This is a genomic window from Chryseobacterium soli (assembly GCF_000737705.1).
Taxonomy (GTDB): domain Bacteria; phylum Bacteroidota; class Bacteroidia; order Flavobacteriales; family Weeksellaceae; genus Chryseobacterium; species Chryseobacterium soli.
This window is the reverse complement of record NZ_JPRH01000003.1, coordinates 482,301-502,984: the sequence shown is the minus strand read 5'-3', so window position 1 is coordinate 502,984 and position 20,684 is coordinate 482,301. Positions and strand designations below refer to the sequence as shown.

The 20,684-nt window shown below is 37.1% G+C and carries 18 protein-coding genes and 1 riboswitch; of the genes, 12 read left to right on the top strand and 6 right to left on the bottom strand.

The features are described from left to right. Positions 1 to 2 precede the first annotated feature (2 nt). Complete coding sequence (locus tag IW15_RS09690) at positions 3 to 2,063, bottom strand: hypothetical protein (protein ID WP_034710856.1); 2,061 nt, start codon at positions 2,061 to 2,063, stop codon at positions 3 to 5. 32 nt (positions 2,064 to 2,095) lie between these two features. Beyond that, positions 2,096 to 2,293: a hypothetical protein gene (locus IW15_RS09685; protein WP_034710855.1), complete on the bottom strand. Its 198-nt coding sequence runs from the start codon at positions 2,291 to 2,293 to the stop codon at positions 2,096 to 2,098. 80 nt (positions 2,294 to 2,373) lie between these two features. On the opposite strand from IW15_RS09685, the gene IW15_RS22485 reads away from it, so the two are divergent. Beyond that, positions 2,374 to 3,090, top strand: coding sequence for a LexA family transcriptional regulator (locus IW15_RS22485; RefSeq protein ID WP_034711090.1), 717 nt, complete (start codon positions 2,374 to 2,376; stop codon positions 3,088 to 3,090). 670 nt (positions 3,091 to 3,760) lie between these two features. Here the strand turns inward: IW15_RS22485 and IW15_RS09675 are convergent. Further along, a complete protein-coding gene (locus tag IW15_RS09675) occupies positions 3,761 to 5,782 on the bottom strand; it encodes a hypothetical protein (RefSeq protein WP_131368535.1) in 2,022 nt (673 codons plus the stop codon). 281 nt (positions 5,783 to 6,063) lie between these two features. Between IW15_RS09675 and IW15_RS09670 the strand changes: the two genes are divergently transcribed. From IW15_RS09670 to tpiA, 5 genes are all read left to right on the top strand, one after another. Further along, complete coding sequence (locus IW15_RS09670) at positions 6,064 to 6,630, top strand: DUF1599 domain-containing protein (RefSeq protein ID WP_034710852.1); 567 nt, start codon at positions 6,064 to 6,066, stop codon at positions 6,628 to 6,630. Between the two features lies 1 nt (position 6,631). Continuing rightward, positions 6,632 to 7,744, top strand: a complete 1,113-nt coding sequence (locus IW15_RS09665; RefSeq protein WP_034710851.1) for a BT_3928 family protein — start codon at positions 6,632 to 6,634, stop codon at positions 7,742 to 7,744. A 69-nt stretch (positions 7,745 to 7,813) separates the two neighbouring features. Next, positions 7,814 to 8,164 (top strand): hypothetical protein, encoded by a 351-nt coding sequence (locus tag IW15_RS09660; protein ID WP_034710850.1) that lies wholly within the window; start codon positions 7,814 to 7,816, stop codon positions 8,162 to 8,164. Positions 8,165 to 8,195: 31 nt separating this feature from the next. Then, entirely contained in the window at positions 8,196 to 10,322 is a 2,127-nt protein-coding gene (locus IW15_RS09655; protein ID WP_034710848.1) for a S9 family peptidase, read from the top strand. Positions 10,323 to 10,408: 86 nt separating this feature from the next. Then, positions 10,409 to 11,170, top strand: coding sequence for a triose-phosphate isomerase (gene tpiA / locus IW15_RS09650; protein WP_034710846.1), 762 nt, complete (start codon positions 10,409 to 10,411; stop codon positions 11,168 to 11,170). Between the two features lie 88 nt (positions 11,171 to 11,258). Here the strand turns inward: tpiA and IW15_RS09645 are convergent, their stop codons facing one another. Next, entirely contained in the window at positions 11,259 to 12,521 is a 1,263-nt protein-coding gene (locus tag IW15_RS09645; RefSeq protein ID WP_034711089.1) for an esterase-like activity of phytase family protein, read from the bottom strand. 256 nt (positions 12,522 to 12,777) lie between these two features. Next, positions 12,778 to 12,965, top strand: a riboswitch (cobalamin riboswitch). A gap of 123 nt (positions 12,966 to 13,088) precedes the next feature. On the opposite strand from IW15_RS09645, the gene IW15_RS09640 reads away from it, so the two are divergent. Further along, positions 13,089 to 14,162, top strand: coding sequence for a T9SS type A sorting domain-containing protein (locus IW15_RS09640; RefSeq protein WP_034710845.1), 1,074 nt, complete (start codon positions 13,089 to 13,091; stop codon positions 14,160 to 14,162). An 80-nt stretch (positions 14,163 to 14,242) separates the two neighbouring features. Here IW15_RS09640 and clpP read toward each other — a convergent pair whose 3' ends face one another. Next, complete coding sequence (gene clpP / locus IW15_RS09635; protein WP_034710843.1) at positions 14,243 to 14,929, bottom strand: ATP-dependent Clp endopeptidase proteolytic subunit ClpP; 687 nt, start codon at positions 14,927 to 14,929, stop codon at positions 14,243 to 14,245. 124 nt (positions 14,930 to 15,053) lie between these two features. Beyond that, positions 15,054 to 17,036, bottom strand: a complete 1,983-nt coding sequence (gene dnaG / locus IW15_RS09630; protein ID WP_034710841.1) for a DNA primase — start codon at positions 17,034 to 17,036, stop codon at positions 15,054 to 15,056. 103 nt (positions 17,037 to 17,139) lie between these two features. On the opposite strand from dnaG, the gene tsaE reads away from it, so the two are divergent. The 5 genes from tsaE to IW15_RS09605 all read left to right on the top strand — a co-directional run bounded on the left by tsaE (position 17,140) and on the right by IW15_RS09605 (position 20,680). Next, positions 17,140 to 17,547: a tRNA (adenosine(37)-N6)-threonylcarbamoyltransferase complex ATPase subunit type 1 TsaE gene (gene tsaE / locus IW15_RS09625; RefSeq protein WP_034710840.1), complete on the top strand. Its 408-nt coding sequence runs from the start codon at positions 17,140 to 17,142 to the stop codon at positions 17,545 to 17,547. Positions 17,548 to 17,617: 70 nt separating this feature from the next. Continuing rightward, positions 17,618 to 18,811 (top strand): alanine dehydrogenase, encoded by a 1,194-nt coding sequence (locus tag IW15_RS09620; RefSeq protein WP_034710839.1) that lies wholly within the window; start codon positions 17,618 to 17,620, stop codon positions 18,809 to 18,811. Then, complete coding sequence (locus IW15_RS09615) at positions 18,811 to 19,182, top strand: hypothetical protein (protein WP_034710837.1); 372 nt, start codon at positions 18,811 to 18,813, stop codon at positions 19,180 to 19,182. The genes IW15_RS09620 and IW15_RS09615 overlap by 1 nt, the downstream gene beginning before the upstream one ends. Before the next feature lie 39 nt (positions 19,183 to 19,221). Next, on the top strand, positions 19,222 to 19,992 hold the full coding sequence (locus IW15_RS09610) for a sensor histidine kinase (RefSeq protein ID WP_084681397.1): 771 nt from the start codon (positions 19,222 to 19,224) through the stop codon (positions 19,990 to 19,992). Next, positions 19,970 to 20,680, top strand: a complete 711-nt coding sequence (locus IW15_RS09605) for a LytR/AlgR family response regulator transcription factor (protein WP_034710835.1) — start codon at positions 19,970 to 19,972, stop codon at positions 20,678 to 20,680. Before IW15_RS09610 ends, IW15_RS09605 begins: the two co-directional genes overlap by 23 nt. Positions 20,681 to 20,684 lie beyond the last annotated feature (4 nt).

Genomic DNA, 20,684 nt, shown 5'->3' with positions numbered 1-20,684 from the left:
TTTTATCTAAAATTTGAACCCCAACGTCTTGATTTTGTGGAAGTCGTTGCATTATAATTATATTCTGTTTCCTCTATTTCCTGAACCACTTCTTTCGGGGTTTCCTTATTGGGAGTGTATCTTTTTCTTCCCGGAATCTGAAACTTGTTGTTAAGTGTTTTTTTGCGGTTATCGATAATGGTCACTTTTTCTATTTCACGCTTGCGAAGTCTCATAAAGTTGTTAACCGTATTTTCGTAGGCAGACATCAATTCCCTGTTATAATCTCCCTCTGCGTCTCTTTCGTGTATTGATCTTGAATATTTGGGGTGCGGTACCAGATCACAGAGCATTGTTTCATCATAATAAATCATTGCCTTTAAAACATTCCCGTCGTTTCCGTCAAGCCAGTAAATGGTAAATTCTTTTCCGTCAACATATTTCATCAATCTGATCAAGTCCTCGTCTAATGCAATCTCACCGTCTATTCCTAAAACAAATGTTGTATTCCTGAACTTGATAATTCCAGCTCTACAGCTTGAGGTCTCCACTTTTCCAATGTGAGGTAGAAAAGCCTCCCAGTTCGTTGGCTGTGTGTTTTTATTCTGCATTTCGCAAAATACTTCCCAGCGTGTTTTATCCGTATGTACTGAGTGAGGCATATTGTTCCATGTTTCAATATCACTTAAAGACTGATCTACAACTGCATCAAAAGGAATAACGACTTCTTTTTCTGCGCTTTTCTGATTATCTTCTTTTTTTGCGTGTGGTCTTGCCATCCACCCTAAGTGACTTTTTTCATGCCTGTATCTAAGCTCGCCGAATTTTCGCTCAACTACTTTTGATCTTGCCCGGTTGGCGTAAATATTCACATGGTCGAACATAGTCCCGTTACGCAGGAACGTATTTCTAAAACTGCTGTTCAATGAGCTTTCACATTCCAAGCCTAAAGGAAGGTTAAAGCCCCATTCCGTATAGTTTCTGACCATCTGACGGTAAAATTCGATGATGATCCCTTTTTTATCTTTGCCCCATACCCATGTAGTCCATGCCTCGCTTCCTACGTCAATACCCATATAAAACCAAACCCTACTCCTGTTTTCATCATATAAAAAAGGTGGTTGCCTATCGTCAATAGAGATTAGTGTTCCCGCTTCCTTAATTTTTTCCAGTTTATGCCAAGGAATAAATTCCTGCATTAACTTCTGACGGTCTCCAGATCTTTTAGCGTGAGTTCCGATCTTGTTTTCCCATTTGCCCAGCCACGCGATAATGGAACGGTCAGAAATGGCCCTAAATTTTGTCATTTCTGTGTGGTCGTATATTTCACCCGTTACATTAGAAATAACATCTAATTGACCACTTAAAAACGCTTTGTATTGCTGGGCAACCTCTGTACGTGTTGGCTTATGCTCCTGACCGGCAAACATATCGTTTAACAATGCGATCATATCATCCGTCATTACTTTTCGGTTCTGATTTTGAAGTCTTCTCGAAATAATACTTTCATAATTAAAACCTTCCTCAAATGAGTTAAAAAATGATTTCCACATAGTATCAAATCTTCTGTAGGAAGAAGGAATGGTATGTAAAGTATCAAACAACTTCGGCAGATATTCATTAAAAGTGGTGATGTCTACACAGATAGAGGGTAGCAGCCCGCGTCCATTGGTTTTATTTAGCTTTTTCCATTCCGTTAAGCGCGCAATCCTCAATTTTTCCGCGGCAATTAAGACACTGGCATTAATAATATACTCCTCTTTAAAATTTGTTTTCAGCGGGGTTCCATCCTCAAACCTATAATCTGTAAAATATCGAACTGCCTTAGGATCAAACTGGAAAAACTGAATTAAAGGATGGTGCATTTTTCGTGGATCACCGATACTGTCCTGTACATCTTTTGAAAGGCTATCAAAGTCAATATACATCTGTCTTCCGTTACCTCCCTTTTGAACTTTTTTGATTCCATAGGGTAAATCTTTATATCTATGGATTTCAGATTTTAAAGTACTCATGCAGTTATAATATCTTGGGATAAGTTCATCTTTTGTTACTACTAATATATTTCCCCAGTTGCGTGGCATAATCTTCTTTTTTTAACTCGTTAATACTCTCTTTAATGACCGGATTGTAAGCTTTTTCTGTAGCTTTCAATAAATTGTTTCCGGTTTTCTTGTATCATATACATTGCTTTTACTGCCTCACTTTCGTTTCGTTTGTATCTCTTACGTGCGGCATCTGAAGAGGCGCTTAACAACTCTCCAAGTAACTGGTAGTCGCCATAATTAATTTTTTCTTTTTCCTTATTTTCCATGATAAAATCAAATTTTTGTTATACTTTTGTTCAAATGTCCTGACAAATATATACAGATAATTCTGAATAAAAAAATTAAAATGGGAGAAAATACAAATATTTCTGAAAGATTACAGCAAATGATTGATTATTTGAATATTAAACCAAATGAATTTGCGAGAAGGCTGAAATACAATAGGTCACAGGCCATATATGATATTCTAAGCGGCAAATCCAAGCCAAGTTTTGATTTTTTTGATAAATTATACAATTCAGAATATTCTGAAATATTTAATTTTCGATGGATTATTGGAGGAGAGGAAGAAATGCTAAAACAGGAAAACTTAGTTATAACACCCTTGAATGTAAACAGGAAGACCAAAGATGGCATCATTGAAGATCAGGAAGTGCCTTATTATGATTTTTCAGCAGCGGCCGGGCTACAGGAACTATTTGACAGTGGTACTCCTCAAAAAGCCCTACAAACAATTAAAATTCCCAACTTACCAAAATGTGATGGTGCTATTAATGTAACTGGAGATAGTATGTATCCGCTTTTAAAGTCAGGCGATATCATTTTATACAAACAAATTACGGTTGATGATATATTTTTCGGTGAGATGTACTTATTAAGTATTCTTACTAAGGGGCATGAAGAATATGTAACTGTTAAATATGTTCAGAAATCAGATCTCGGAAATGAATATGTAAAATTAGTGAGCCAGAATCAACATCACCAACCAAAAGACTTTAAAATAAGTGAGATTTCTGCCATAGCAATAGTGAAAGCAAGTGTTCGATTTAATACAATGTTCTAAATTGCTGGTTACCAGAAGTCCGACTATAAAATCCGGTGTCCCTATACCCCTTTGAATAATTCAAAACTGATCTTTTTTGTGTGTTTTTCAGCCCTTATATATACCTGAAAGCGACTCAAAAAACCGGGTTTTGCAACCCCAAATGCAACCCCAACTGCAACCGCAACTCTAAAAAAGCACTTTTTTTGCTATTTTTAGGATAAATAAGAAGAAGTTGTGTTTTTCAGTGGATGCATTTATTATTCTGCTAAGCGTGGAAACACCAAAACCCTTTATTACAAGTATTTTGCAGAGAATAGTAATTTTATATATTCACTAAAACAAAAAGCCCCGAAAAGGGGCTGAATATCAAAAATAAACTTATTTCAATGGTAGTAAAATGGTAGCTAATAGTAAAACTCGGACGTTTGGAAATTTTTTAAATATCCGTCTTTTTTACCGGTTAACCTTTTATTAATGGGCATTTCAGCCCTTTTTTACTCACCCTTCAATTTGGCTATTTCGTATTGAGGGGGGTAATATTTTACAAAAAAAAATAGAATAAAAATATATTTTAATTTCTATACATATAGCCGGTACCTATTCAATACCATAAAAAGACTGAAAAGGTACCGGCAATGAGAAGCTTATATTCTTTTACTCAATACCAGCTATCAATGTATGAAAATATCTAATCAAAATAAGTCTCAGAGTTATTATAGGTGCTTACTTTTCCTACTGCTTCAGGCATTAAAAGAATGTAGCCCGCTGCAGGAGTATTGGTTTTAATAGACAGCATATTTTGGCTTATAATTCCCGAAATCAATCTACCCCCGTTATTCGAAACCATAATAATGGGTTCAGATTCTGAAGTTTGTAAGATACAGTTGTTAATTGTAAAAAACTGGGCATTATCAATATAAATACCTTGACGCGATTTTACATTATCTACGAATATATTGTAGGCATTTATATGAGTTCTTCCAATATCTCCTCCCGAAATATGAACTCTAGACCCTACTGTAGTATTAGGAAGGCTTAATACTCCATTGATATTTGAGTTTTTGATAGCAACATCTGAAATATTACTACTATAGAAAAAATCCGACATTATCGTAGAATTTTCTAAAATCATTTGTTTATAATCGACGATGGTGTTAAAATAATAAAAGGAAGATTCTTTAATTGAAATCTTATTAAATTGAGTGGAAATCGGTGAATGAAATTCAATTTTAGAAGTTGGGGCATCAATTTTTGACAGATTAACCTCACCCGTTCCCCAAAATAGCAGATTACCTTTTTCAATGATTCCTCCATTAAGGACCAGTTTACTTTTTAAGGGATATTCATCTTCAGCGAATTCCATAATACCATGAAATACAGCCTGATCCAGAAAAGCACCATCCATATAAAGATTATTTACAGTCACTGTACTATCATTACTATAACTTGCTCTTATCCCTTTTTTCAACAATATTGTATTTTTATCTGTTTTAATCTTCAGATTATCAATATACAATTCGGTATTAAACGTTTCAAGAGCTGAGCTGTCAAAAGCAAGGTCTCTACTTCCTCTTTTGCAGATATCTATATCCAGGTTGCTGATATAGGCATCACAGGTAGCTTCAAACCACATGGCTCCACTGGGATTATTAGATTCAAATTTATCGCAGTCATTGGATATATAAATGTTGTTTCCAAAGAATTTAGTATTTCTGTCAGAACAAACAGCAGAAGCACCATAATTTACCACTTGAATATTCTCTACATAAAACTCACCAAAAGATACAATAGCTCCATATCCCCATTGTATCATTCCCTCAGAATCAGCTCTGTTTCTTAGAACGAACTGTAAATCTGAATTCAATTTTTCCAAAATTTCATCTGCTAAATATCCACAATCTTTTGTCGTTATATTTTTAATAGACGTTTTACCAGACTGATTTTTACCATTATCAAACGAGTGATACACATGAAAAGGTTTCATTGAAATATTTTCAAAATGGCTATCCTCAATAGTAACATTCCCATGAGAATTAAAAGTAACGGCTGACATAGCGTGAATATTGACAGCTCTTAAATTTTTTATACTGGCATTTGATGCTCTATCACCTTGTATGAATAAAAAGACATCATCTAAACTTGGTATGATTGATGGTACAGAAGCATCTCCTGCCCATTGGATCCATTTTTCAATATTTCCGTTTTGATTTTTGTAAGTACCTCTTCCCCCATCAAGAAAAATATTTTCAAATACTATATTTTTCTTGACATTAAGTTTCCATCCACAATCTGACTCATAATTATCGTTTAGCCGAAAATTAAAGTTGATAAAATTAAAATAATCAACTTCCTGAATAATTTTGCTGAGTAAATGATAAGTCAGGCCATTACCATCAATAGTATATCCCATAGATGATATGGTCATCATTTTAGAGATCGCAGGACTATCATCGTTAATACCGTTGCAGAAAGGATTAAAAACTTTCGCATTCAATACTTTAGAGTTTTCCATTACTCTCTGGTAGAAGAAAGCGCCTTTTTTTCTGTAGATAACCTGATCTAAATTAGCATCAGTTATTGGTGATCCATCCTCCCAAACTGATGTCTTTTTAAAATTAACATTTTCGTTTGAGAAACTGTCTACTAATACCACTACATCATCTGTTGGATAGCTGCTTCCCGGAGAGAAAAAATCTTCAGTGTAAATCATAATTTTTGTTTTTTGGTTGTTATTATCAATTCCTTGCAAGAGATTGTAAAGCAAAAATAGATCGGCACAGCGTCAAATCCTGACGTATTAAAATAATGTATTCGTCATGAGTGGATAAATATGGAATGTTTAACGATTTAAAACTATTATTTCCAGCCACTCTCATCTTCAGGATCTTCTGTATCCAAACCTTATCGCTACACCTTTCAAGCTCAAAAATCTCCCTTCTAACTTCTGCTACCTGAAACCTAATTCGTATATTTGGAAGATTAAGAGAATTTATGCTAAAAACTTCATTACAGTTCGAAAAAGTTATTGGAGAGTGCCGTGCTCTTTTCAGCAAAAAAATGCAGGATTATGGTGCCGCCTGGAGAGTATTGAGACCGAGTTCCATCACCGATCAGATTTACATTAAAGTCAACAGAATCCGTACGTTACAGATGACCGACGTGAAAATGGTGAATGAAAGCGAAGAAGGTGAGTTTATCGCGATTGTGAACTACTCTATCATTGGGCTTATTCAGCTTGAAAAAGGTCTTTCTAACGATTTCAGCGAAAACAATGAGGAGATTTTACAACTCTATGATAAATATTCCAGTGAAGCCATGGCTTTAATGGAAAGAAAAAACCACGATTATGGCGAAGCGTGGAGAGATATGAGAATTTCGTCCATCACTGATCTTATTTATCAGAAAGTCTTAAGAACTAAACAAATTGAAGACAATCAGGGCAAAACGATCGTTTCCGAAGGATTGGATGCGAATTATTTCGACATGCTGAATTATGCCGTTTTCTGCCTGATCAAATTCTCTGAAAAAGAAAACAATTTCGAACCCAAAACTATTTAATATGATCAAAGGTTTATTACGTTGTATTGTTGCTGTTATCTTTATTTTATCAGGATTTGTAAAAGCAGTGGATCTGGTAGGTTTTTCCTTTAAAATGGAAGAATACTTCTCGCCTGTTGTTTTTAACATGCCTTTCCTGGAGAAATTTGCACTGCTGTTTTCAGTCATTGTAGTGGTATTGGAACTTTTCCTTGGGTTTATGTTGTTACTGAAGTTAAAGCTGAAATTCACTTTATCAGCATTAGTTGCCCTTTGTATCTTCTTTGGATTCCTTACGTTCTATTCGGCGTATTATAATGTAGTGACGGATTGCGGATGTTTCGGGGATGCTATAAAGTTTACACCATGGCAGAGCTTTATTAAAGATATTGTATTGCTAGCCGGATTATTACTTCTGTTCTTTCTGTATAGAAAAGAGTTTAAGAAAAAAGATGAATACAGCAGCAGCACTCCAAAAGATACTTCAAGCAAGTTTAAATATGCTGTTTTAGGGGTGTTCTCTTTGGTAATGATCTACATTATGGCACAGGGAATTATGCATGAACCGATTATTGATTTCCGTGATTACAAAATAGGAACAGATATTAAAGCAGAAAAGGAAAAAATCAATAAAAACCCTTCTGAATACAAGACTTTTTACTCTTTAAAGAATCAAAAAACTGGACAAGTGTTAAAAGTTAATCAGGATGATTATATCAAAGAAACAAAATACTGGGCAGAAGGTTCTCCATGGAAAATTGAGGAAGGAAAAAACGAATCTGTTTTAGTAAAAGAAGGCTATAAATCTGAGATCGTTAAATTTAAGATTGAAGATCCTACAGGACTTGAATTGACTGATGAGATCATCAAAGCTCCTAAATCTATTTTGGTGTTCTCTTACCATCCGAAAGAAGTGCCTGCGGAAATGCTTAAAGAGATTGAAGCTAAAGTAAATGCTCAAAAAGGTGCTCTTATCTATGGGGTTTCTACCGATCAGAACACCTTTAAAACCATTAAAAATGCAATGATGGACGGTACAGCCATCAAAACGATTGCAAGAAGTAATCCATTTGTATTGATCCTGGAAAACGGGAAAATTGTAGACAAACAGCCTGCAAAAGATTTTGTGAGATAGATTTCAGACATCAGACTTACAAATAAATAGATTTAATTAAAAAGACAAACACTAAACTTTAATCATATAATGCAAAAATCAAATAAATCCATCGCCGGTTACCACTTGTTAATGATTCTTTCTTCTGTAGACGGAGAATTTGCTCCTGAAGAAGGAATGCTTGTTCAGCAATATCTGGCAGATGAGTTTCCTTTCAAGATGAACCTGGATGACGAGCTTGAAACCATTGCCCTGCTTAAGCCGGAAGAATGGAATGCCCATTTTGAATTCCATGCCAACTGTTTTCATGATGATTCTACCGAGCAGGAACGTAAGAAATTCGCACAGTTTGCCAAGACACTTATTAAAGCGGACAATAAAGTAACTGACGAGGAACATACATACTACAAACACCTGAAAAACATCTGGAATCTGGAGTAATGCTCCACCACACCAAAAACAAAATATAACTATGAAAAGATTTTATTTAGGATTACTAATAATGAGTGCTTCAACAATTCAATCACAACAATTTCCTGCCCTGAAAGCACCTGTTGCCGACAAGCAGGAACATATCCGTGAAATACACGGCGATAAAGTCAATGATCCGTATTATTGGATGATTGATTATTTTAAAAAAGGGAAAGACTCAACGAAAGTTGTGAATTACCTGACTGCAGAAAACACCTACTGGGAAGGCATGATGAAAGATACAGAACCTTTCAGAGAAAAGCTTTATCAGGAGATGAAATCCCGCATCAAAGAAAAAGATGAATCTGTTCCCAGCTTCAAAAATGGATATTATTACTATACCCGTACTGAAACCGGAAAACAGTATTTCAAATACTGCAGAAAGAAAGGAAACCTGAATGCTCCGGAGGAGATTTTACTGGATGTAGATCAGCTTGCAGAAGGCCATGCCTACTATTCGGCTGCAGGATTCAGCATCAGTCCGGACAACACCAAGCTTGTGTACGGAGTGGATGATGTTTCCAGAAGGCAGTATAAGTTATTTTTAAAAGATCTTACCACCGGGAAAACAACCGATCTGGGTATTAAAAATACCACAGGTTCTGCTACCTGGGCCAATGACAATAAAACGATTTTCTACACTGGGAAAAATGCAGAAACGCTTTTAACAGAGAAAATTTTCAGACATTCCCTGGGAAAGGATGCCTCTAAGGATGTCCTGGTGTATGAAGAGAAAGACAAAACCAATTATATCGGGGTCGGAAAATCAAAGAATGAGAAATTCATCATGATTTATTCCGGTGCAACCACTTCTTCAGAGACAAGATATCTGAATGCAGACGATCCTAACGGAACATTCAAAGTATTCCAGCCGAGAATGAAGGATGTGTTGTATGATGTAACGCCTTTGGAAGATAAATTCCTGGTGACCACCAATAAGGATGCCCTTAACTTTAAAGTAGTGGAAACGCCTCTTGATAAAACAGGGGTTGAAAACTGGAAAGATTTCATTCCGCACAGAAAAGAAGTCTTAATGGAAGGGATCAGCGAGTTTAAAAATTATCTTGTTTTCAGCGAAAGACAAAACGGACTTTCACAACTGGTGATCTTTGACAGAAAAACAGGTAAAAAAGAGTTTCTGAAATTTGATGAGCCCACTTATATGGTGTCTGCATCAGGAAATCCTGAATACAATACTGATAATTTCCGTTTCGGATATACTTCTATGATCACGCCAAGCTCTCAATTTGAGCAGGATCTGAAAACAGGAAAAAGAACATTACTGAAACAACAAGAGGTTTTAGGCGGCTACAACAAAGATAATTATACTACGGAAAGACTTTTTGCCATTGCAAAAGACGGAACAAAAATTCCTATTTCTATCGTTTATAAAAAAGGATACAAGAAAGATGGAAACAGCCCGTTGCTGTTATACGCGTATGGTTCTTATGGAAACTCTATGGATGCGTCATTCAGCAGCACAAGGCTAAGTCTTCTGGACAGAGGTTTTGCCTTTGCAATTGCCCACATCCGTGGCGGTCAGGAAATGGGAAGACAATGGTATGAAGACGGTAAAATGATGAAAAAGAAAAACACATTTACCGATTTTATTGATGCCGGAGAATATTTGGTAAAAGAAAAATACACTTCCCCAAAACACCTGTATGCACAGGGAGGAAGCGCAGGAGGTTTATTGATGGGTGCTATCGTCAATATGAAACCTGCTTTATGGAATGGCGTTATTTCGCAGGTTCCTTTTGTGGATGTGGTGAATACGATGATGGATGAAACCATCCCATTAACTACCAACGAATATGATGAATGGGGAAATCCAAGTAACAAGGAAGCCTATTTCTATATGAAATCATACTCCCCGTATGAAAATGTAGAAAAGAAAAACTATCCTAATATGCTGGTAACAACAGGACTTCACGATTCTCAGGTACAGTATTTTGAGCCTGCAAAATGGGTGGCAAAACTGAGGGATATGAAAACCGATCACAATGTATTATTATTAAAAACAGATATGGCATATGGACATGGCGGTGCTTCAGGAAGATTTGATTATCTGAAGGATCTGGCTTTGGTGTATGCGTTTATGTTTAAATTAGAAGGGATAAATAAGTAATCTAAGAGGTCAGAGGTAAGACATTAGATATCAGAATTATAATCCGAATATTAGAATAAAAGACAATAAAAAATTCAGATAAAATTATGAGAAAAAAAATAGTTGCAGGAAACTGGAAAATGAACAAAAATGTAATTGATGCTCAGCAATTAATGATCCAATTACTAAGCTATAAAAATAACAACGCTACCCAGTGTGAAGTATGGATTGCTCCGCCGTCTATCTATTTAATGATGGCTAAAGACATTTTCGAAAAAGATGAGATCGGTGTATTCTCCCAGGATATGAGTGAGCATGAAAGTGGTGCTTACACAGGAGAATTGTCTGCAGACATGCTGGAATCTATTGAAGCAACCGGTTCTTTGATCGGTCATTCAGAAAGAAGACAGTATCACGGAGAAACAGATTCTCACTGCAACAGAAAAATAAAATTAGCATTAGATAAAGGGTTAATCCCTGTTTACTGTAACGGTGAAACGTTAGAGCAAAGAAAAGCAGGCCAACATTTTGAAGTGGTAAAAAACCAGACTGAAGTTGCCCTTTTCACACTTTCTGCTGAAGAGATCAAAAAGGTGGTTATCGCTTACGAACCGGTTTGGGCTATTGGAACAGGAGAAACGGCAAGCCCGGAACAGGCTCAGGAAATCCACGCTCACATCAGAAGCATCATTGCTGCAAAATACGGTCAGGAAGTGGCGGATGAGGTTTCGATCTTATACGGAGGTTCTGTAAAACCAGACAACGCTAAAGAAATATTCTCTCAACCGGATATTGATGGTGGTTTAATTGGTGGTGCAGCCTTGAAATTAGAAGATTTCTCTAAAATTATTGAAGGTTTTAATTCATAAAAACAAACGGGCTGGAGCCCGTTTCTATTGAATATACCATTAAAAAGGGCGGAATTTTTAATTCCGCCCTTTTCGTTTAAAAATCTAATTATTGAATATCGACTACATACATCGTTCCCTTATCTACTTTCCCTGTTTTAGGAAGAATTTTGGTCTTTGGATTTCCACTTCCGTCATCGACCACTCCAAAATCATCATCATTGAAAACAGCCAGTTTATTGTTTCCCAAATAAACAATTCCTTCAAACTTATCATGTTCGTAGCCCAGTTTTGCGACCAGATCTACAGCTAACGTCTTGGTAACAGGCTTTAATCCTGCTGTAGTAATCTCTACCCACGTAGACTGTTCCAAAGCTTTCCCGTTAATTTTCATTCCGTCCACCGCGGCAAGATCAGTTCCATTCACGTCAGAAGCTCCACTTATATTAATTCTGTATACTTTTTTAAGCCCTCCCTGCGAACCAAAATTCCCGTCTCTTTCAATCACCAGAAATTCTGTACTGCTCAACGCTGTTATGTCGCAGACAGAATCAGATGCACCGCCATCCTGTTTGTATAAATATTGTTTAGTCTGGCCGGTTGCAATATCAAAAGTTACAATTCTGGTCAAAGTGGTATTCGTAGCCAATGCCTTTGTCGGAACATACATCGTAGACTGCATCGTTCCTACCAATGTTTTTCCGTCCGGTGTGATGCAAAGTCCTTCCATCCCTCTGTTCGCTCTTCTTTTCGCCAATACGGCAGGCAGCTTTCGGGTTCCTGTATTCACCCCTATCGGACTAATTCTTTCCAGCTCCACTCCATCTGCACTGTAATGAACGATATGCGGGCCGTACTCATCGGATACCCAGAACGTCCCATCTACAGCAGCGACGATACTTTCACTGTCTAATCCATAAGTATCCGTTCCCAGTACATTTCCGGAAGCATCATAGGCAATTTCACCCGTACTTCCCATTCCTACCGGATTCGGAAGCCCTGTGATTAGCTGTCCTGAAGGGTTTTTAAGTTTGATATATTTAATGACCTCAATATTTCCGTCTGCATTGATCTTAAAATGCATAATGGTAGGCGTAAAATTGGGAGTGAGGAATTTTTTCCCGTTTAGATAATCCGTATTCGGACCACGGTCTGTAATTACATAAAATTCTCCTTTTCTGGTAGGATGGGCTGCCGCTCCGGAACCGAAACCTCCGTTAATAACATCAACGCCTCCAATAGTGGCCAGTTTTGAAAAAGGAAATTCCTGAGGAAGTTTAGCATAATTGATATCCTGACTGATCATGGTATCATCATCTTTACAAGCTGACACAGCAGCAAGTATAAGTGCAGAAAATAGTATTTTTTTCATAATTACTTTTATCGCAGCGAAAGTAAACATTGTATATAAACAGATCTTGAATGCAATGATAATTGTATTTTAAGAATCAGGTTGTAATATGAATACATGATCAACAGAAAATCAGATCCATCAATTCTATAAATCCATTGATCGGTCCGTTTGCTTAGTAAATAAAAAAATATTCATCCGGAAAAGTCCAATCACAAGCCATTTTTGAAGGTTAATGCCCATTTTTAACAAAATATCCTTCAAATAATTAAATAATATCTTTGCGACTGGTTAAGGTTGAACATCAGTTCAATAATAGGGAATCAGGTAAAAGAATAATAATCCTGAGCTGTACCCGCAACTGTAAGCTATTTCACTTGTAGTAAAAAATGCCACTGGATACTGATCCGGGAAGGTGTACTGTAAGATGCAAGCCAGGAGACCTGCCTTAGATGCTGTTTAATTTTTGGTACAACATTTATAAAAGACTCTTTTGTAGTGATGATATCCAAAGATCAAGTTTCGGGAATAAAACTTTAATTTAATTATATCATGAAGAAAAATTATCTTTTTTTCTTACTGCTCTGTATGCAGTTTTTATCCGCCCAATTCACAGAAAGTGATATTAAATTCTGGGTAGGCACCGGCTCCAAAAAAGCGTATTTCATCGCTGATTTTAATGATAACAATACTCCGGCTTCTTATGCGTGGGGATATCGTTTTGATGATGCTAATCTAACGATGGAAGACCTCATTAATGGCATTGCAGCAGCAGAACCTGGTATTGAGGCTGATATTCCTTCTGGGTTTTTATACAGTTTTAATTATAACCATCATATTCCAAGTCTGGATGATTACTGGTCTACCTGGTCAGGTCCGAATTCAGACAATATGGTGCTGAACAATGGGGTAAACAATGATCCGCTAGTTAATGGAAAATGGTACGGAATATCTTATGGATTCGATCCCGATTATACCTATCCTTCAACTCCTGTTGCAGCTTATCATTCTGTATGGTACAGTTCCAGTCAGATTGTCAACTGGATCGGGGCAGGCAACAATAGAAGCCTAGTGGTTATTGATTTTGGGACCAACAGTTCCAACGGAAATGCTGATTCTTTTGTTTTCGGGATCCAATACAACGGAAGTCTGAATGCAGCCCAAGCCTTAGAACTGATCAAAACCCAGGCTCCTTATTTCAATTATACAGTAAGCGGTAATCAGATTGCCGGATTGTCTTTAAATAATTTCAGCGGAACTCCATCGGGACAGCAAGCATGGAAATTATATAAAGGTAAGAACCTTTCAAGCTGGAGAGGACAGACCAGTTTGTCACAGATACAGCTCACCAATAATGAATGGTTAGGATTAAGTTTCGGACAAAGATTGCCATTTACGCCAACCGAGGCCACCAATAGTGTACTGGGAGTTGCATCTGCCCATAAAAATAACTTTAAAATCTATCCAAATCCTGCAACAAATTTTATCCAGATTGATAGTAACGAAAATATAAAAGAAATCAATATCTACTCAGTTTCCGGCCAGAAAGTACTGAATTCTCTGGGTAAAAAAATCAATGTCCAGCCATTGGAGAAAGGAATTTATTTTGTTGAGATTACAACAGATCATCAAACGATCATTCGGAAATTAATTAAACAATAAACATCACCATCTTTTATTGAAAAATATCCCATAAAAAAAGCGCACCGTCTGGTGCGCTTTCTTATTTTCATTACAGAAAATTATTTCTTTTCAACAGATCTTTGTAAAACCTCATCTACCATTCCGAAGCTTTTTGCTTCTTCAGAAGTCATCCAGTAATCTCTGTCTGATGCTTTCTCTACCCATTCGTAAGTTTGTCCTGAATGTTCAGCGATGATATCATACAATTCTTTTTTCAGCTTCAACATCTCTCTTAAGTTGATTTCCATATCAGAAGCCACCCCTTGTGCACCTCCTGAAGGCTGGTGAATCATTACTCTTGAGTGCTTCAGCGCAGAACGCTTTCCTTTTTCTCCTGCAACTAGTAATACGGCTCCCATAGAAGCTGCAATACCTGTACAGATCGTTGCTACATTAGGTTTAATGATCTGCATTGTGTCATAAATTCCTAATCCCGCATACACACTTCCCCCCGGAGAGTTAATGTAGATCTGAATATCTTTTGATGGATCCGCACTTTCCAGGAATAATAGCTGCGCCGTAATGATATTGGCAACCTGATCATCAATCCCTGTTCCCAGGAAGATAATTCTGTCCATCATCAAACGGGAGAAAACGTCCATCTGAGCAACGTTTAATCTTCTTTCTTCCATGATGTACGGGGTAAGATTTGTTGGACCATACATTCCCATATACTGATCGGTAGCTAAACCGCTGTTTCCTAAATGCTTTACAGAGAAATCTCTGAAGTCTTTTTTAATGTCCATATTTCTTGTGTGTTATTTTAAATTAAATAAGTTCGAAGTTTAAATTACAATTTTTATTCCTAAAATTTTATAGGACTTTTTGTCATAAGAAACCAGTCCGATCAACTCATTTTTTCCTGTTTATCTATCTTTTGCGATCTCCGTAAATCCCCTTTATCGGCGAATATTCAATAATATCACTCAACTTCATTGAGGCCTGCTTCAGCAAGGTGATTTTTTTGATGAGTTCAAAGTATTTTGTTTCATCCGTTGTGCTGTACTTACTGAGCTCACTTGCTGTTTCCTGTATTAAATAGTCGATATACCTGTATTTATGCAGCAATACATCCCCTTTGATCTGTTCGGCTATATTGTCTCCATAATTGGGTGGATAAATATTCCTGGATCCCCAGTTTTCGAGCTCATCCACAGGAAGCAGTGCATCAACAACCTTGGACGTGATTTCTTCATCCATAAAAGATATAAAGAAATTTCCACTTCTCAACTCATCTTTCTGAATACCTTCTTTCACCTGGTTGATGATCGTTTCATTTCCTTTTAATAAAAATATATATTGCTCTTCCTCAAAATGATGAAGTATTTCTTCTATCACCGTGATCTGGTATTCTCCATTTTTCTCATCTTCCCTTTTCAGCACAATATCCCCAAACATCAGCATGTGATCCACCAGTTTGCTTTCCATGAATAAAACATCATAGAGAAAAGGATCACCTTTTTCATTATCCAGAGGAACGATTTCCATCTTTACCGGAGCATGCTCTTTCTGCTGCTGAACATGCTGATGCTGGTTTTGGGTTATCTGCTTCTGAATATCCAGCTCATTGAATAAACTCTGCTCAGACAGTCCGAATTTATTGGAAACCTCCTTTAAATAGACTTCTTTCTTTAAAGCATTCTGTACAAAACCAACCGATTTTACAATATTACGGATGGCTTCAGCCTTCTTGATGGGATCATTTCCTGCATCTTTTAAAAGGATTTCCGCTTTAAAATCAATGAAATCCATCGCTTCATTCTCGATGAACTTTTCTACATATTCCTGAGGGTGCTTTCTTGCAAAAGAATCGGGGTCATCACCTTCCGGGAAAAGCAGAACCCGGATATTCATTCCTTCTGCCAATAACATATCAATGCTTCGGAAACTCGCTTTAATTCCTGCATTATCCCCATCAAACAGGATGGTTACATTTTCCGTAAGCCTTTTAATAAGCTTGATCTGCTCAGTCGTCAGAGACGTTCCGGAACTCGCCACTACATTCTCAATCCCCGACATATGAAGTGAAATCACATCCATATATCCTTCCACAAGAAGACAGACATTTTTCCTTGAAATAGCCTGTTTACTCTGGTTAAGACCGTATAAAACATTGGATTTATGATAAATCTCCGTCTCCGGCGAGTTAAGGTATTTCGCAGTTTTTACATTATTTCTGAGAATTCTGCCTCCAAAACCCAATACCCTTCCCGAAAAACTGTGGATGGGAAAAATAACCCTTTCCCGGAAACGGTCGATTCCGGCCGGTGCATTTTCAGGAAAAATAGACAGTCCTGATTTTTCAAGAATTTCTTTAGCATATCCTTTTTCTGAGGCATATTCCGTAAAAGCATTTTTCTTTTCCGGTGCGTATCCAAGCTGAAACTTCTTGATGATATCATCCTTAAGCTCACGCTCTTTGAAATACGCTAATCCTATATTTTTTCCTTCCTCTACTTCCCAAAGGAAATGCTGGAAATAATCATTGGCTACCTCATGGATTTTATACAGAAGATCCCGTTCTGACTGGGCATTTTTAGCTTCTTCAGAAAATTCACGCTGATCTTCTTCAATTTCGATTCCGTATTTCTTTGCCGCATGGCGAAGGGCTTCGGGATAGGTGAAATTTTCGATCTCCATCAGGAAAGAAATGGCAGTACCTCCTTTTCCTGTTGAGAAATCTTTCCAGATCTGCTTGCTTGGTGACACTACAAAACTGGGAGATTTTTCGTCATGAAACGGACTTAATCCCTTGTAATTAGACCCTGCCCTCTTCAACTGCACATATTCTCCCACAATCTCTTCTACCCTGATTGTGGAAAATATCTTATCTATGGTCTGTTTAGAAATCATGGTGTAAAAATAAGGAAATTCCGAATTTTAACCTTACAATCGGATGTACTTTATGCATATATTTCAAATGTTTTTATTCTTATTTTTGCAACAAATTACTTTTATGCAATTTACTATAAAAAGTATCGAAGACTGGCAGGGAATCGTAGAACAGATTCTTCCTGAACTACAACATAACATTCTCCTTCTGAAAGGAAACCTGGGCGCCGGAAAGACTACTTTCACCCAATTTTTATTAAACAAACTGGGAAGTGAAGATGAAGTGAATTCCCCTACCTACTCTATTGTCAACGAATACAACACACCCAACGGAAAAGTTTTTCACTTTGATCTTTACCGTTTAAAAAACATTGAAGAGGTCTATGATATTGGGATTGAAGAGTATCTGGATAATGCCTTTCTCTGCATTATAGAATGGCCCGAAGTATACGAAGAAGAGTTGTACGGCCTTAAATACCACACAATGAGCATCATCAATACCGGCGAAAACAGAGAAGTCTCATTCGACTAAATATTGTGTATCTTTGCTTATTAATTTTATTGTAGAATAATTGTCTGTAAGAAATAATTTAATTTAAAGAATGAGTACTACAAATATTTTTACTCCTTTTACTGAAGAAGAATTGATGCCGCAAGAGGAAAAATTGGAGGTTGTAAAGAAAGGAAAGCAATTCAGTATTGGAATTCCTAAAGAAACCTGTCTTCATGAAAGAAGAACGTGCATCACACCGGATGCAGTACAGGTATTGGTAGAGCACGGCCACGAGATCATCATTGAATCCGGAGCCGGAGAAGGTTCTTTTTTTGCAGATTTATCATATTCCGAGGCCGGAGCAAAAATCACGAATGATCCTAAAGAAGCTTTCGGGCAGGACCTTATTCTAAAAATCAATCCGCCTACAGAAGACGAAATTGATTATATGAAGCCGAATACCTATCTGGTTTCAGCACTTCAGATTAATCTTAGAGAAAAGGCGTATTTTCTGAAGCTGGCAGAGAAAAAAATCAATGCCATCGCTTTCGAATTTATTGTTGATGAGTACAAACAGCTTTCATTGGTAAGACTGGTGGGCGAAATCGCAGGAACGGTCTCTATTTTATATGCTTCTGAACTATTGGCATTGTCAAACGGCTTAATGCTGGGAGGTATTACAGGTGTAAGACCGGCAGAAGTCGTAGTTATCGGAGCCGGAATTGTAGGCGAATTTGCCACGAAAGCAGCTATTGGACTTGGTGCCAGTGTACGTGTTTTCGACAATTCTCTTTCAAAATTAAGAAGGCTTCATACCATTGTTGACAGCCGCGTGCCGACTTCAATCATCGACCCAAAAGAAGTAAGCAAAGCATTAAGACGTGCAGACGTTGTGATCGGTGCCCTCCCAAGATTGAACATGACCCCTGTAGTAACCGAAGATATGGTGATGAGAATGAAAAAAGGCAGTGTCATCATCGATATTACCATAGATAACGGTAAGGTGATCGAAACTTCCGAGCTTACCACCATGGAAGAACCTTACATCATCAAACACGGTGTCATTCATTGCGGGCTTCCGAATCTGACTTCAAGAATGCCAAGATCCACTACAAAAGCCATTTCTAATTTCTTCCTTTCCTATATTTTAAATTATGATGAAGAAGGCGGTTTCGAAAATATGCTGATCCGCAAAAATGAAATGAAGCAGAGCTTATACATGTACAAAGGAAGACATACTAAAAAAGTGATCTGCGATCGTTTTGGACTTACCTATCACGATATCAATCTTTTAATTTTCTAATGAAAAAACTTAAATTCTACGTAATCGGCCTTATACCAGGGCTTCTTCTTGTATTTTTTATCCTTAACAAAAAAGGAGCGAGCTGCAGTGGCTATTTACCCAACAGCCGTGTAATTGCTGAAACTCTTTCTAAAGAATTCCAGTATTCTGAAAATGCCAAAAGCGAGATGAGTACGTATAAGATCAATGAAAAATTCTTAAAGGACAGCATCATCACCAACGGAAAAGTAGATTTTGATAAAAGCAATGCTCAGAAAAAGCCTTGCCCGGACTATGTATTGGTATATCCAAAAGAGAATCCTACGTATGAAATCACTTTTGAAAAATGTGAGGAAACCGTAACGCTGAACAGCCTGAAAAAACTGAAATAATCCGCTTTCATTTTTTAACCCGTTAATAAATCTATTGGTATGGAAGGCAATTACTATATGATTCATGATTATCTGATATTCATTGGGGTTTTTGCTATTTTCTTTTTGCTGACGGTGGGTATCTATCTTTTTGGACAAAACAAAAAATTCAGGCAGAGAAATCTGAAACTGGCTGAAACCAACAGAATCATAGAACAAAGGCTGAATGAGGTACAGCTGGAGCATATCGGCACCAAACTGAATCCTCATTTATTCAAAAATATCCTTAATTCTGTGCAGTCGCATGCCTACCAGACGTATATGTCCCTAGATAAACTTGCGAATGTGCTGGATTATATTCTGTATGAGAGCAACAGTAAATTTGTAAGCCCTAAAGAAGAGCTCAACTTTGCCTTAAGCCTTATCGAGATCAATAAAATTAAGATAAATCCACTTTTTGATTTTAGAATTAAATCAAAAATCAATAAATCAGACGACGTTTACGAAGAAAAAATCTTTGCCCCGCTGCTTTCCGTCGACCTTATTGAAAATGCGTTCAAGCATACTGATTTTCTGGCCCAGGACTCTTTCATTTCGATCCACTTGGAGCTTGACAACCGGGTTTTCACGATGAAAGTAAGCAATAAAGCTTCTTTAAAAAACGTCCTTGAAAAGGAGAAAAGCGGTTTTGGCAGCCAGTCTCTGGACCAAAGGCTTAAAATGATCTACAACAATTACTACCAGCTTCAGAAAAGTTCAAAAAATGGTATCTTCACCGCAGAATTAACAATCAACTTAGGAGAATTCTATGATAAAATGCGTTATTCTTGATGATGAATTACTGGCGATAAGCTATCTGAAACTGCTGTGTGAACAGATTGAGAACGTGGAAGTAGTAAAAGCTTTTAATGATCCTAAAGTTTTTTTAAATGAAATCGGTACTATCGACTGCAACGTTTGTATTCTGGATATTGAAATGCCCGGGATGAATGGTCTTCAGGTAGCGGAACTGATTTCCAACTCTAAAAAGATCATCTTCACTACCGCCTATAAAGAATATGCAGCAGAAGCTTTTGACCTGAATGTGGTAGACTACGTCAGAAAACCCATTAAAAAAGAAAGATTGATCCAGGCCTTCGAAAAGGCTCAGGAACTGGTGGCCTCTTCACAAAAAAAAGGCTTCATCGAATGGAATACCAATATCGGTAAAACCGTTATTTTCACAGAACAGATTGCTTATATCAAGACCTCAGAAATCGACAGCCGCGACAAAGAAATCATTCTTTATGACGGAACCGCTATCGTTTTAAAAAACCTCAGCTTAAAAAACCTTCTGGAAATGCTTCCTCCGAAAGATTTTGCACAGGTGAACAAAAAAGAAATTGTTGCGTTATCATCCATCAAAGTATTTTCCACCAATGAAATCATTACCACCATTGCATCAGGCAGTGAAAATTTCCTTAAACTTCAGATCGGAGAAGCTTATAAAAACTCATTGATGGAGATGTTTGGAAAGTAGATTT